This window comes from Blastococcus sp. SYSU DS0669 (assembly GCF_054050895.1).
The window spans coordinates 174522-187531 of the sequence record NZ_JBJHAE010000004.1 but is presented as its reverse complement, the minus strand read 5'-3'; the positions used below and the strand labels follow the sequence as shown (position 1 = coordinate 187531).

15 protein-coding genes and 1 tRNA gene are annotated in these 13010 nt (G+C 75.3%); 1 reads left to right on the top strand and 15 read right to left on the bottom strand.

Annotation, left to right across the window (positions count from 1 at the left end):
* Positions 1-10: 10 nt before the first annotated feature.
* The 15 genes from ACI792_RS06955 to ACI792_RS06885 all read right to left on the bottom strand — a co-directional run bounded on the left by ACI792_RS06955 (position 11) and on the right by ACI792_RS06885 (position 12364).
* Positions 11-1108, bottom strand: coding sequence for a heparan-alpha-glucosaminide N-acetyltransferase domain-containing protein (locus ACI792_RS06955; protein WP_456601958.1), 1098 nt, complete (start codon positions 1106-1108; stop codon positions 11-13).
* A complete protein-coding gene (gene pdxS / locus ACI792_RS06950; RefSeq protein ID WP_456601957.1) occupies positions 1105-2013 on the bottom strand; it encodes a pyridoxal 5'-phosphate synthase lyase subunit PdxS in 909 nt (302 codons plus the stop codon). The genes ACI792_RS06955 and pdxS overlap by 4 nt, the downstream gene beginning before the upstream one ends.
* Before the next feature lie 48 nt (positions 2014-2061).
* The gene (locus tag ACI792_RS06945) at positions 2062-2613 is read right to left on the bottom strand and encodes a hypothetical protein (protein WP_456601956.1); all 552 of its coding nucleotides are present in this window, start codon (positions 2611-2613) and stop codon (positions 2062-2064) included.
* Between the two features lie 11 nt (positions 2614-2624).
* Entirely contained in the window at positions 2625-3836 is a 1212-nt protein-coding gene (locus ACI792_RS06940; RefSeq protein ID WP_456601955.1) for a glycosyltransferase family 4 protein, read from the bottom strand.
* Positions 3836-4774: a phosphatidylinositol mannoside acyltransferase gene (locus ACI792_RS06935; protein WP_456601954.1), complete on the bottom strand. Its 939-nt coding sequence runs from the start codon at positions 4772-4774 to the stop codon at positions 3836-3838. Before ACI792_RS06935 ends, ACI792_RS06940 begins: the two co-directional genes overlap by 1 nt.
* On the bottom strand, positions 4771-5388 hold the full coding sequence (gene pgsA, locus ACI792_RS06930) for a phosphatidylinositol phosphate synthase (protein WP_456601953.1): 618 nt from the start codon (positions 5386-5388) through the stop codon (positions 4771-4773). The genes ACI792_RS06935 and pgsA overlap by 4 nt, the downstream gene beginning before the upstream one ends.
* The gene (locus ACI792_RS06925; protein WP_456601952.1) at positions 5389-5964 is read right to left on the bottom strand and encodes an HIT family protein; all 576 of its coding nucleotides are present in this window, start codon (positions 5962-5964) and stop codon (positions 5389-5391) included.
* A complete protein-coding gene (thrS, locus tag ACI792_RS06920) occupies positions 5961-7991 on the bottom strand; it encodes a threonine--tRNA ligase (RefSeq protein ID WP_456601951.1) in 2031 nt (676 codons plus the stop codon). The genes ACI792_RS06925 and thrS overlap by 4 nt, the downstream gene beginning before the upstream one ends.
* 159 nt (positions 7992-8150) lie before the next feature.
* Positions 8151-9272, bottom strand: a complete 1122-nt coding sequence (locus ACI792_RS06915; RefSeq protein ID WP_456601950.1) for a CapA family protein — start codon at positions 9270-9272, stop codon at positions 8151-8153.
* A gap of 11 nt (positions 9273-9283) precedes the next feature.
* Positions 9284-9829 carry an MOSC N-terminal beta barrel domain-containing protein gene (locus ACI792_RS06910; protein ID WP_456601949.1) on the bottom strand — a complete coding sequence of 182 codons (546 nt, stop codon included), beginning with the start codon at positions 9827-9829 and terminating at the stop codon, positions 9284-9286.
* Positions 9830-9839: 10 nt separating this feature from the next.
* Positions 9840-10223, bottom strand: a complete 384-nt coding sequence (locus ACI792_RS06905) for an HNH endonuclease (RefSeq protein ID WP_456582555.1) — start codon at positions 10221-10223, stop codon at positions 9840-9842.
* A 107-nt stretch (positions 10224-10330) separates the two neighbouring features.
* Positions 10331-10402: transfer RNA gene (locus ACI792_RS06900), tRNA-Val, on the bottom strand.
* A 26-nt stretch (positions 10403-10428) separates the two neighbouring features.
* The gene (locus ACI792_RS06895) at positions 10429-10893 is read right to left on the bottom strand and encodes a TIGR02611 family protein (RefSeq protein ID WP_456601948.1); all 465 of its coding nucleotides are present in this window, start codon (positions 10891-10893) and stop codon (positions 10429-10431) included.
* Positions 10894-10919: 26 nt separating this feature from the next.
* Complete coding sequence (locus ACI792_RS06890) at positions 10920-11717, bottom strand: anti-sigma factor (protein WP_456601947.1); 798 nt, start codon at positions 11715-11717, stop codon at positions 10920-10922.
* Positions 11714-12364: a sigma-70 family RNA polymerase sigma factor gene (locus tag ACI792_RS06885; protein WP_456601946.1), complete on the bottom strand. Its 651-nt coding sequence runs from the start codon at positions 12362-12364 to the stop codon at positions 11714-11716. Before ACI792_RS06885 ends, ACI792_RS06890 begins: the two co-directional genes overlap by 4 nt.
* A gap of 127 nt (positions 12365-12491) precedes the next feature.
* On the opposite strand from ACI792_RS06885, the gene ACI792_RS06880 reads away from it, so the two are divergent.
* The gene (locus ACI792_RS06880; protein ID WP_456601945.1) at positions 12492-12956 is read left to right on the top strand and encodes an SsgA family sporulation/cell division regulator; all 465 of its coding nucleotides are present in this window, start codon (positions 12492-12494) and stop codon (positions 12954-12956) included.
* Positions 12957-13010 lie beyond the last annotated feature (54 nt).

The window sequence follows — 13010 nt, the reverse complement described above, 5'->3', positions numbered from 1 at the left end:
ACGGCGTGGCTCAGACCGCCGGCGCCGACGGGGCGAGGCCGGCCGCCCGGCTCGACGTCCAGGTGAGCAGCCACTCCAGCGGGCCGCGGCCGACGGTGCGCCGCCAGATCCAGGCACCGGCCAGCGCGGCCGCGGCGAACCCGAGCCACGTGCCCGCGCCCTGCACGCGGCCGGGGACGACGTCCATCAGCACCCGGATCGCCAGGAGGTGGGCCGCGTAGACGCTGAGCGCCAGCGCCCCCACCGCCGCGACGGGGTCGGTCACCCGCGGCAGCCGCTCGGCCGCCAGCAGGCAGCCCACCACCACGAGGACGGCGAAGCCGGTGGAGCCGACCACCTCGAACGTCGTCCCGCTGTGCGCCTCTGCGCCGGTCAGCCAGCGGGCGTCGAAGACGCCCGGGACGGTGAAGCCGGTCTCCGGGCCGGCGGATGGCACGCCGCCGGCCAGGAGCTCCGAGCTCGCCCAGCCCCCGCCGTAGCCCACGACCGCGGCGACCGCGCCCGCGGCCGCCAGCCGCGCACGCACCGCCCCGGAGGAGAGGTCCAGCCGCCCCACCGCCAGGCCGACCAGGACGAATGCGATCCAGAGCAGCGCCGGGTAGTAGCCGGTGACCAGCAGCGAGGGTCCCAGCGCCTGCGCCGAACCGATCGTGGTCAGCACCTGGCCGAGGACGACGAGCACCGGCGGGGCGACGACGGCGACGAGGCCCGCGGTCACCAGCAGCCGGCGGACCGGCCAGCGCAGGAAGGGCAGCACCATCAGGAAGAGGACCCCGTAGACACCCAGGATCACCGCGACGAAGGTGTCCAGCTCCTGCAGCGCCAGTCCGATCGCGAAGACCCACAGCGCGCGGACGGCGATCCGCACGCGCACCCGGGACAGCACCGGCCCCTCGGGGGGCCGGCTGCGCCCGGAGAGCAGTGCGACCGAGATGCCGGCCAGGGTCGCGAAGAGGATCGACGAGCGGCCGTCGACGACCGCCGTCCAGGTCCGCGGGTCCGGCCCGAACTCGCCGCCCACCCGCAGGTGGGCGGCGAACATGCCGAGCACGGCGAGCCCGCGCGCGACGTCCAGCCCGGCGATGCGCCGCTGGACGTCCACGGTCACCAGCCGCGGGTGGCGTACCGCTCGCTCTCCGGGAGCGTCGCGACGTTGATGCCGACCATCGGCTCGCCGAGGCCCCGGGAGACCTTGGCGATCACGTCCGGGTCGTCGAAGAAGGTGGTGGCCTGGACGATCGCCGCCGCCCGCTGCACCGGGTCGCCGGACTTGAAGATGCCCGAGCCGACGAACACGCCCTCGGCGCCGAGCTGCATCATCATCGCCGCGTCGGCGGGGGTGGCGATGCCGCCCGCGGTGAAGAGGACGACGGGGAGCTTGCCGAGCCGAGCCACCTCGACCACCAGGTCGTGCGGGGCGCGGAGCTCCTTGGCCGCCACGAACAGCTCGGTCTCGTCCAGGGTCGCCAGCTTCCGGATGCCGGCGCGCAGCGCCCGCATGTGCCGGGTGGCCTCGACGACGTTGCCGGTGCCGGCCTCGCCCTTGGAGCGGATCATCGCCGCACCCTCGGAGATGCGCCGCAGCGCCTCGCCGAGGTCGGTGGCGCCGCAGACGAACGGCACGGTGAACGCGTGCTTGTCGATGTGGTGCGCCTCGTCCGCGGGGGTCAGCACCTCGGACTCGTCGATGTAGTCGACGCCGAGGGCCTGCAGCACCTGGGCCTCGACGAAGTGGCCGATGCGGGCCTTGGCCATCACGGGGATGGAGACGGCGTCGATGATGCCCTGCACCATGTCGGGATCGCTCATCCGCGCGATCCCGCCCTGGGCGCGGATGTCGGCGGGCACCCGCTCGAGGGCCATGACCGCGACGGCGCCGGCGTCCTCGGCGATGCGGGCCTGCTCGGGGGTGACGACGTCCATGATGACGCCCCCCTTGAGCTGCTCGGCCATGCCGCGCTTCACGCGGTCGGTGCCGGTCCGGCCGCCGGCGGGCTCGGGGTGCGTGGTCACGTGTGTCCGCCTCGGGGTGGGCTGATGGGGCGCCTCACCATACGGCGGTCAGGCCGAGCGGCGGACGGCCGCGTCGGCGCCCGCCCCCACCTCGGCCAGCCGGTCGTCGATGTCGAAGTAGCGCGGCAGCGGGCGGGACCGGTGCAGCCCCGCCCACCGGCAGGAGCGGCGGCCGCGCAGCTCGCGGGTGTCGCGGACGGCGTCGTTGTAGAAGCGGCGGGCGAGGGCGACCCGGGTCTGGGTGCCCGCCAGGTCGCCGCGCAGCGCGGCGGCGACGCCGGGCAGGTCGGGCGGGAGCTCGCGCAGCTGGTGGCCGAGCGCGTTCTCCACCAGCTCCCGGTCTCCCGCGCCGCGGGCGCCCCGTGCCTCGGCGGCGACGGCGGCCAGCCGGACGCGGACGTCGTGCCGCAGGGCGGCGGGGTGCTCGCGGGCCAGCTCCTCGGCCAGGCGAGCGCGGCGCTGCAGCTGGGCGTCCAGCGTCGCCCACGCCCGGTCGACCCGCGCGGACAGCCGCCGCAACCGGGTGAGGGTCCACCCGGTCCAGGCCACCAGGAGCAGGAGCACTCCGGCGGCGAGCAGCAGCCAGTCCTGGGGCGTCACGGTCCCCGAGGCTAGCGGCGCGGGCGCCGGATGCGGGGACGTCCGGCCGCGGTACCGGTCGGGGGGACCCCGGGGAAGTCGTGCTCGGGCGCGGCGGTCACCACGCCGCCACCGGGCGGGAGCACCGTCTCGTAGACCGCGAGGATGCGCCGGGCGAGCACCTGCCAGTCGTACGCCGCGGCCACCCGCGAGCCGCGCGCGGCCAGCTCGGCGCGCCGCCCGGGGTCGGCGAGCAGGTCCGACAGCGCCCGCCCGAGGGCGCCGGGGTCGTCCCGGCGCACCACCACGCCGGCCGCGCCGTCGTCCAGCACCCGGACGAAGGCGTCGAGGTCGCTGGCGACGACCGGCGCCCCCGCGGCCATCGCCTCGATGAGGATCACGCCGAAGGACTCGCCGAGCAGGTTCGGCGCGCAGTAGACGTCGACGCTGCGCAGCATCGCCGCCTTGTCCGCCTCCGACACCTCCCCCAGCAGCGTCACGTGCGGTCGGAGATCGGTGCCGACCATCGACCACAGCTGGTCGGCGTCCCCGCGGCCGGCGATGAGAAGGCGCGCGCCCGGGTGCGCCCGCACGACGGTGCGCATGGCCTCGAGCAGCACCGGCAGGCCCTTGCGCGGCTCGTCGAAGCGCCCCACGAAGCCGACCGTCGGCGGGCCGTCGCCCCGCGGGCGCCCGGTCAGCGTGGGCCCCTCGGCGAAGAACCCGACGTGCACGCCGTTGGGGATGATCACCGCGTCCCCGCCCAGGTGCTCGACCTGCACCCGGCGGGCGAAGTCGGAGACGGCGATCCGCCCGGCGATGCGCTCGAGCCAGGGACGGACCATCGGCCCGAGGACGGCGAGCACCTTGGACCGGGTGGTGGCCGTGTGGAACGTCGCCACGATCGGCCCCCGGGCGATCATGCACACCAGGAGGGACACCGACGGCGACGACGGCTCGTGCACGTGGACGACGTCGAAACGCCCCTCGCGCAGCCAGCGGCGCACCCGCGCGGCCGACACCGGCCCGAACTGCAGGCTGGCCATCGAGCCGTTGTACGGGACCGGGACGGTGCGGCCGGCGAAGGTGAGGAAGGGGTCGGTGATCGACTCCTCGTGCTGCGCGGGGGTGAGCACCTCGACGTGGTGACCCATGCCGCGCAGCGTTCCGGCCAGGTCGCGCACGTGGTACTGGACGCCGCCGGGGACGTCCCACCGGTAGGGGGAGACCAGGCCGATGCGCATCAGGCGGTCGCCTCCGAGCGGGGCGGGTCGGGCGGGACGTCGGGCCAGATCCGGCCGAGCACGTGCCAGTCCTCGGGGCGCTCGGCGATACCGGCGGCGAACACGTCGGCGACCCGCTGCATCGCCGTCGTCACCCGGTCGGCGAGCCGGCCGGGACCCCGCACCGGCACCTCCGGGTGCACGCACATCCGCCACCCGGACGGCGTGAACTGGCAGACGGCCGGGATCAGCGCGGCGTTCGTGCGGTCGGCGAGCAGCGCCGCCCCACCGGGCACGGTGGCCGCCCGCCCGAAGAACGTCACCGGGACCCCGCCGGCGCCGAGGTTCCGGTCGACCAGCAGGCAGGCGACGCCGCCGCCGGCGAGCCACCCGCGCAGCACCTCCGAGCTCGGCCGCTCCCCGCCGGTGAGCGGCACCACCCGGAAGCCCAGGGACTCGCGGTAGTCGAGGAAGCGCCGGTAGAGGGACTCGGGGCGCAGCCGCTCGGCGACCGTCATGAACGGCCCGTCCAGCCAGTCGGTGAACCAGGCGCCGGCGGCGTCCCAGTTGCCGCTGTGCGGCAGCGCCACGACGACCCCGCGCCCCTCGGCGCGGGCGCGGGCGATGTGCTCGATCCCGGGGACGTCGCTGTCTCGGCGGATCCGCTCCGCGGTCAGCGTCGGCAGCCGGAACGCCTCCTGCCAGTAGCGGGCGTAGGAGCGCATCGCCCGGCGGGTCAGCTCGTCGAGCTCGGCGTCGGTCAGCCGGTCGCCGGTGACCACGCGCAGGTTGGCCCGCAGCTGGCGGACACCCCTGCCGTCGCGCGCGGCGGCCCAGTCCCCGGCCCGGTCGAACAGCCCACGCGCGGCCGGCTCCGGCAGCATCCGCACCGCCCGCCAGCCCGCCGCGTAGCCCGCGTCGGACAGCCGCCCGGCCAGCCGCGCCCGGGCGCCGGTCACGGCGTGATCCGCCGGCCGTCGGCGGCCCGCTTCACCGCCAGGACGCGCTGGGCCACCGTCACCGCGCTGCCGGCCAGGAGCACCCAGAGCGCGACGTGCACGGCGTACGGGATGCCCAGCCCGGTGAACCCGGTGCCGGTCAGCACGAGGATCAGCCGCTCGGTCCGCTCGACGACCCCGACGTCGCAGGCCAGGCCCATGCCCTCGGCGCGGGCCTTGATGTAGCTGGTGAGCACGCCCAGGACCAGGCAGAGCAGGGCCAGCAGCACCAGCAGCCGGTTGTCGCCGGTGCCGGAGAACCACCAGACCAGCGCGCCGAAGATGGCGGCGTCGGCGGCGCGGTCGCCGGTGGAGTCCAGCACCGCGCCGAAGACCGAGCCACCGCCGCGGAGCCGGGCCAGCGCCCCGTCGAGCATGTCGAGCAGGACGAACACCGTGACGGTGAACGCGCCCCAGAAGAGGTGGCCGGTGGCGATGAGGCCGGCGGCCCCGGCGATCGCGCCGACCGTGCCGGTGATGGTCACCATGTCCGGGGTGACCCCGACGCGGGCCAGCCGCGCGGCCAGCGGGTTGACCACCTTGGCCACCACGGGCCGGGCGTTGACGCCGAGCACTCAGGCCTCCGTCCTGCTGGCGTGGTCGGCCCAGGCCGCGGCGAGCAGGGTGCGCGTCTCGCCCAGCACCTGCGGCAGCACGCGCGTGAGCCCCACGACCGGCATGAAGTTGGTGTCCCCACCCCAGCGCGGCACGGCGTGCTGGTGCAGGTGGTCGGCGATGCCCGCGCCCGCGACGGCGCCCTGGTTCATCCCGATGTTGAACCCGTGCGCCCCGGTCACCGCGCGCACCACCCGCATCGCCGTCTGGGTGAAGGCACCCAGCTCGGCGACCTCCTCGGCGGTGAGGTCGGTGTAGTCCGGCACGTGCCGGTACGGCACGAGCATCAGGTGACCGGCGTTGTACGGGTACAGGTTGAGGACGGCGAACACCGACGCCCCCCGCGCCACGACCAGCCCCTCCTCGTCGCCGAGCGTGGGGATGACGCAGAACGGGCAGTCGTGCGCCCCGGTGGGCTTGCCCTCGCCGCGGATGTAGGCCATCCGGTAGGGCGTCCACAGGTGCTCGAACACCGTCGCCGGGCCGCCGTCGTCGGAGGACACCGGCACCCGGTAGGGGGCGTTGTCCTCGCTCATCCGGGGACCGCCGCGGTCTCCGCCGTCGGATCGGCGTTGCTGCGGGCCGCGATCCAGGCGGCGATCCGCTCGACGGCGGCGTCGACGGCGACCCCGTTGTCCTGGCTGCCGTCGCGGAAGCGGAAGGAGACCGCCCCGGCCTCGGCGTCGGTGGCCCCGGCGATGAGCACGAAGGGCACCTTCTGCTTCGACGCGGTCCGGATCTTCTTCTGCATGCGGTCGTCGGAGTCGTCGATCTCCACCCGGATGCCGCGGGCGCGCAGCTCCAGCGCGACGTCGGTCAGGTAGGGCACCTGGTCGTCGGTGACCGGGATGCCCACCACCTGCACCGGGGCCAGCCAGGCCGGGAAGGCGCCGGCGTAGTGCTCGGTGAGGACGCCGAAGAACCGCTCGATGGAGCCGAACTTCGCCGAGTGGATCATCACCGGCTGCTGGCGGGAGCCGTCGGCGGTCGTGTACTCCAGGCCGAAGCGGGCGGGCTGGTTGAAGTCGTACTGGATGGTCGACATCTGCCAGGTGCGGCCGATGGCGTCGCGCGCCTGCACGGAGATCTTCGGGCCGTAGAACGCCGCACCACCCGGGTCGGGCACGAGCTCCAGGCCGGTCTCGCGGGCAGCCGCCTCGAGCACGGCGGTGGCCTCCGCCCACTGCTCGTCGGAGCCGATGAACTTCTCCGACTCCCCACGGGTGGAGAGCTCCAGGTAGTAGTCGTCCAGGCCGAAGTCGCGCAGCAGGCTGAGCACGAAGTCCAGCAGGTGCCGCACCTCCCCCGGCGCCTGCTCCGGGGTGACGTAGCTGTGCGAGTCGTCCTGGGTGAGCCCGCGCACGCGGGTGAGGCCGTGGACGACGCCCGACTTCTCGTACCGGTAGACCGACCCGAACTCGAAGAAGCGCAGCGGCAGCTCGCGGTAGGACCGCCCGCGCGACCGGAAGATCAGGTTGTGCATCGGGCAGTTCATGGCCTTGAGGTAGTACGTCGAGTTCTCCAGGTCCATGCCCGGGAACATCGTGTCCTCGTAGTAGGGCAGGTGCCCCGAGGTCTCGAACAGCCCGCCCTTGCTGATGTGCGGGGTGCCGACGTAGTCGAAGCCCTCCTCGATGTGGCGACGGCGGACGTAGTCCTCCATCTCCCGCTTCACCACACCGCCCTTGGGGTGGAAGACCACCAGGCCCGAGCCGATCTCGTCGGGGAAGCTGAACAGGTCCAGCTCCACGCCCAGCCGGCGGTGGTCGCGCCGCTCGGCCTCGGCCAGGTGCTCCAGGTACGCCTTGTGCGCGTCCTTGCTCTCCCATGCGGTGCCGTAGACGCGCTGCAGCTGCGGGTTCTTCTCGCTGCCCCGCCAGTAGGCCGCCGCGGACCGGGTGAGGGAGAACGCCGGGATGCTGCTGGTGCGCGGCAGGTGGGGGCCGCGGCACAGGTCGGTCCACACGCGGTCGCCGGTGCGGGCGTCGAGGTTGTCGTACATGGTCAGCTGCGCGCCGCCGACCTCGACGGAGGCGCCGTCCTCCGAGGACGCAGCCTCGCCGCCCTTCAGCCCGATGAGCTCGAGCTTGAACGGCTCGTGCGCGAGCTCGGCCTGGGCGTCGGCGTCGCTGATCTCCCGGCGGGAGAAGCGCTGCCCGGCGCGGACGATCTCGGTCATCTTCTTCTCGAGGGCCTGCAGGTCCTCGGGGGTGAAGGGGCGCTCGGGGTCGAAGTCGTAGTAGAAGCCGTTCTCGACCGGCGGGCCGATGCCCAGCCGGGTGCCGGGGAAGAGCTCCTGCACGGCCTGGGCGAGCACGTGGGCGGCCGAGTGGCGGATGACCGCCCGCCCGTCCGCGCTGGCCGCCGCGACGGCCTCGACCTCGGCGTCGGCGTCCGGGGTCCAGGCGAGGTCCTTGAGGTCACCGGTGGCCACCTCGCGGACGACGACCGCGCCGTCGGGGCCCTTCAGCGGGACACCGGCCGCCTTGAGCGCGTCCTGCGCCGTCGTCCCGGCCGGCACCCGGATCGGTCCGACGGCGGTGGGCGAGGGCTGGGTGGACACGAGATGCTCCAGGGATCGGGACGGCGGGGGGGGGGGGGGGGGGGGGGGGGGGGGGGGGGGGGGGGGGGGGGGGGGGTGCGGGGGGGGGGGGGGCGGGGGGGGGCGGGGGGGCCCCCCCCCCCCCCCCTTCTGCGGTCCCGAGCCTAGTGCGCGCCCGGCTCAGTCCCGGACGACCTCCAGCCCGGCCGCGACCGCGCCCCGACCGTCGAGGACGTCGACGATCCGCGCGAAGCTGACCGGGTCGGCCGGCACCACCCGCACGCCGGCGCCGAACTCGATGCGCAGCGGCACCGCTTCGGCCACCGAGACGGCGAACCGGCCGTCGTCCCCGCGGGTGAAGGTGAAGCGCGCGGCCACCGAGTCCTCCGTCGGGTAGCCCCGGGTGGCGTGCTCGGCGATGTGGTTGCCCAGGCCGTAGGCGACCCACTCGCCGTCGATGCGCTCGAAGGGCTGCACCACGTGCGCGTGGTGGCCCAGCACCAGGTCGACGTCCGGGGAGGCGAGCAGCGCACGGGCCGCGGCGACCTGGCCCTCCGTCGGGTCGTGGTCGTACTCCTGGCAGCAGTGCAGGCTGGCGACGACGACGTCCGCGCCCGCGGCCCGCGCCCGCGCCGCCCCGGCCAGCATCCCGGAGACGTCCGGCACCGCGACGACGTCGACCGACCACTCCCGGCCCGCGGGCAGCGGCACCCCGTTGAGGCTGAACGTCGCGGCGACGTGGCCCACCCGCACGCCGGCCACGTCGACGATCGTCGGCTCCGCGCCCTCCCCCTCGCTGCGGTACGTGCCGGTGGCCGCGATCCCCACCCGCTCGAGGGCGTCCAGGGTGCGGGTGAGCCCGTCGAAGCCGGCGTCCAGCGAGTGGTTGGACGCCGTCGAGCACACGTCGTAGCCCGCACCGGCCAGCGCGTCGAGGATCTCGGGCTGGACGCTGAAGCTCGGGTAGCCGCGGTACGGCCCGCCCTCCGGCGCCACCGGCGTCTCCAGGTGGCAGATGGCCAGGTCGGCCCCGCCGATGATCCCGGAGACCGGCGCGAGCACACCGCTGAAGTCGTAGGAGCCGTCGGGGCGGAGCGCGCCGGAGGTCAGCGCCCGCCCCTGGTGCACCAGCACGTCGCCGGTCGCCACGAGCGTGAAGCTCTCCGGCTCCGGCGGCGGTCCCGGGGTACCGGCGGGGGCCGTGGCGACGGGGTCCCCGGCCCGCTCGGCGGGCGCACCCGCCTCGCTGCCGCAGCCGGTCAGCAGGAGCGCGGCCGCCCCGGCGGCCCACCAGCGACGCATGGGCGACGACGCTAGAGCAGCACGGGGTCGCCGACGGAGATCTCGCCGGGCTGCCGGACCTCGGCGTAGACGCCCAGGCAGTGCTTGGGGGTCCGGACGACGGTCAGCCGGGCGGTGCCGATGCGCAGCTCGCGGCCGACCCAGGTGCGCTCGTCGTCGTCGGGCAGGTCGAGCAGCACGTTGGCGCGCGGATCGTCGACCGAGCAGCCCTCGGGGACGTCGCCGGCCGCGGCCCGGTCGATCGCCTGGCGGGAGACCAGGTGCACGGGAGCGGCGTCGGCCGCGGAGCCGCCGGGCGCCGGCTCGATCCGCACCGGGCGGCCGAGCGCCCCGGTGACCGCCCGGGCATCGGCGTCGGGGTCGCCGGTCGGGGTGAGCACGGCCAGGCCCGGGGCGTGCTTGCCGCGCACGACCTCGCCGCTGGCCGCGTCGACGACGGTCCAGGCGCGGTCGCCCGCCGGGCCGGCCGTGTCCACGTGGACGCTCTCCCGGGCGGTGCCGCCGAGGGACTTCACGGGGTAGACCCAGATGCGCGCCACGCGCCCGGTCGTCGTCACGGCACCGACCCTAGGCCGCCGGCCGGGACCGGCGCAGGCGCCGGAGCTGGGCGTCCAGGTAGGGGCGGGCCCGCCGCTGGCCACCGGTGCGGGCGATCGCCACGGCCAGGCCGTCCAGGGCGCGGGCCAGGCGGGTCGCGTCGGCCGGCCACCCCCGCCGGCGGCACTCCTCCAGCCACTCGACCGGGCTGCGGTGCCCCCGCTCCCCGTTGCACCGGCGGCACGCCGCCACCTCGTTCTCCAGCCACGACGGCCCGCCCTTGACGCGGGGCACGACGTGCTCGGTGGTGGGGGTGACCAGCGGGGAGAAGGTGCGCCCGCACCACACGCAGGTGGGGCCGTCGCGGTCCAGCACCAGCTGGAGCCGGGCGGCGCGGTCGGGCTGCGCGGTCATCGCCGTCCATGGTCCCGCGATCCGCGCCCCGGCGCCCCCGCGCCCGCCGGGAGACGACGCAGGGCCAGGTTCCCCCGTCTCCGGGTTTCCCTGGCCCTGCGTGCCGGTGGGCGATACTGGGTTCGAACCAGTGACCTCTTCGGTGTGAACGAAGCGCTCTACCACTGAGCCAATCGCCCGTTGCGCGTCCGATTGTGCCAGACGCTCACCGCCAGAGCGGCACCCACCCCGGCACCCAGTCGGGCACCCCCATGAGGTGCAGCGAGACGACGAGGATGCCGTACACGAACGCGGCGGTCGCCAGCCCGATGAGCAGCCGGACCCAGACCCGCTGGGCGCCGACCCACTCGGTCCAGCGGGTGACGTGGCGCTTGGTGAACTCCAACGTCCGCTCGGCCCACGTGAACTCCGTGGCGAGGATGAACAGGCCGGCGAGCACGGTGAGCCAGCCCGGGCCGGGCAGCGGGATGGTGAGCAGGCCCATGGCGACGATCAGGCTGCCGACGATGCCGACGCCCACCCGGTAGCTGTGGTTCAGGCCGCGGCGGAGCGCGAGACGCCGGCGCCAGCGTGCCCCGGCGACGCGCTCGCGCAGGCTGTGCACGTCGTCGTTGTCGTACCGCGTCCGCCGCTCGCCCGGGGTCTCCGGCTGCTGGCGCGCCTCAGCCACGGGCCCCGTCGTCGTCTCTCGCGCGCTCAGCTGGTCACCTGCCCGGTCGCCACTACCTCCGTCGGTGCCGACGGAGCCTGCCGACCGGGCTCGATGCTGATGCCGTATGCGGGGAAGTCGTCGAGGCCGGTCCCCTCGGAGCGTACGGCCCGGACCTCGATCTGCGAACGCACGACGTCGAACTCCCCGAGCGCCACCGGGTCCCCGGCGCCGAGCCCCCACACCACGTAGGTCGTGGACGACGTGTCGTTGCGCTCCAGCCCGTCGGTGACCACCTGGACGTCCCCCTCCCGGACCACGACGGTTGCCACCTGGCGCTCGTCCTCGGCGGTCAGCGGCGCGATCGCGGCCCGGCCGGGGCGCAGCAGCTCGGCAACGACCTCCTCCTGGGCCGCGACCGTGGCGCGCAGGTCGTCACGGGCGCGGTCCAGCGCGGCCACCCACACGCCCAGCCCGACGACGGCGGCGACCGCCGCCGCGACCAGCGCCCGGGGCAGCAGCCTGCGCCGCCCCGGCGCCGGGCGGGGCACCGGAGGCGCCTCCTCGCGGAGGGGTGCGGGAGCCGGCGCCTCGGCGGCCGCCCGGGACGGCAGCTGCTCGGTCGCGTCGACGGCGGCCCGGAGGCGGTCACGGAGCTGCGGGGAGGGCTCAGCGGCCGGCAGGTCGTGCGCCATGGCGGCCATGAGCTCCGAGGTCTCGGCCACCGTGCGGGCGCAGCGCTCGCAGGTGGGCAGGTGCCGCGCGAACCGGGCGTCGTCCTCCGGCTCGAGGGAGTGCAGGGCCCAGCCGACCGCGAGCTCGTCGTACGCGTGCTCGCCGTTCATCGCGTCGTCCCGTCCACCGGCGAGCCGCCCTCCAGCGCACTGCCCCCTGGCGGGCCGGCCAGCCCGCCGAGCTCCGAGCGGAGCCGGCGCATGCCGGCCAGCATCCTGGTCTTGACCGTGCCGAGCGGCGTCCCCGTCAGGGCCGCCACCTCCCGCTGCGTGAAGCCCCCGTAGTAGGCCAGCGTCAGCGCCTCCTTCTGGGCCGCGGGCAGCTCGCCCAGCGCTGAGCGCACCTGCTGGGACACCACGCGGGACCAGGCGTCGTCCTCGACGTCCCGGGCGGCCACCGGCCCCTCGAGCGCCGCCTCGTCCTCGGCCCGGTGCTGACGACGGCGCTGCGACTCCTCGCGGCGCACGGCGTCGACCGCCTTGTGGTGGACGACGGCCAGCAGCCAGGAGGAGAAGCTGCCGCGGGCCTGGTCGTAGGCGTCCGGGTCCCGCCACACGCCGAGGAACACGTCCTGCAGCACGTCCTCGGCCAGACCGTCGTCCCCGAGGATGCGCCGCGCCAGGGCGAACGCCGGCCGGCGGAAGCGCTGGTACAGCTCGTCGACGGCGTTCCGGTCCCCGGCACGGATGCGCCGGAGGATCTCGACGTCGCCGACGCCGTCCTCCGGCCGGAGGACCGGTCGGCTCACGGCGCCCATCGTCACACGAGGAGTTCGGTGCGACGCGCCCATCCGGTTTGCAACACCCGTCCGTGACGCATGATGCTGCTGTGACTCGACGAGACCCAGCACGTCACTTCTGCCAAGCGCGCTCGTTGGAACTGTCATGACGAGCCGATGGACCTCGGGCCACATCTCGCCCATCACTCTCCAGCTGGTCGGCCCGCGGTCCTGGACCGAGGTCCCGGCGCTGCTGTGCTACGACCCGACCGACCCCTACGCGGTGCGCATCGCCTTCGGCGACGCCGGCGAGCAGGACGGCGCGGTCGACGGCGAGGAGGGCATCGCCTGGCTGGTCAGCCGCGAGCTGCTCCAGGCCGGTCTCGAGCACCCCGCGGGCGACGGCGACGTCCGGATCTGGCCGGCGCGCGCGACGTCGGACCTGCTCTACCTGCACCTGCGCGCCCCGTCGGGAGAGGCCCTCTTCGAGCTCTCCCGCGCGACGGTCTCGGCCTTCCTGCGGCACACCGAGGCCCTGGTGCCGTCGGGTTCGGAGGGCGCGCTGCTGCAGCTCGACCAGGAGCTCGACGCCCTGCTGTCCAACGGCGGACCCGACACACCGGGGCGCTGACCAGCGGAAACGCTCCGGCGGGCCACCGGGGAGAGGGATGGGGGCCCCCCCTGC

Coding starts and splice junctions, on each gene's coding strand:
- ACI792_RS06915 (WP_456601950.1), bottom strand. CDS start 9,272: ATGCGTCGCTGGTGGGCCGCCGGGGCGGCCGCGCTCCTGCTGACCGGC.
- ACI792_RS06905 (WP_456582555.1), bottom strand. CDS start 10,223: ATGACCGCGCAGCCCGACCGCGCCGCCCGGCTCCAGCTGGTGCTGGAC.
- ACI792_RS06940 (WP_456601955.1), bottom strand. CDS start 3,836: ATGCGCATCGGCCTGGTCTCCCCCTACCGGTGGGACGTCCCCGGCGGC.
- ACI792_RS06925 (WP_456601952.1), bottom strand. CDS start 5,964: ATGAGCGAGGACAACGCCCCCTACCGGGTGCCGGTGTCCTCCGACGAC.
- ACI792_RS06885 (WP_456601946.1), bottom strand. CDS start 12,364: ATGGGCGCCGTGAGCCGACCGGTCCTCCGGCCGGAGGACGGCGTCGGC.
- ACI792_RS06890 (WP_456601947.1), bottom strand. CDS start 11,717: ATGAACGGCGAGCACGCGTACGACGAGCTCGCGGTCGGCTGGGCCCTG.
- ACI792_RS06880 (WP_456601945.1), top strand. CDS start 12,492: ATGACGAGCCGATGGACCTCGGGCCACATCTCGCCCATCACTCTCCAG.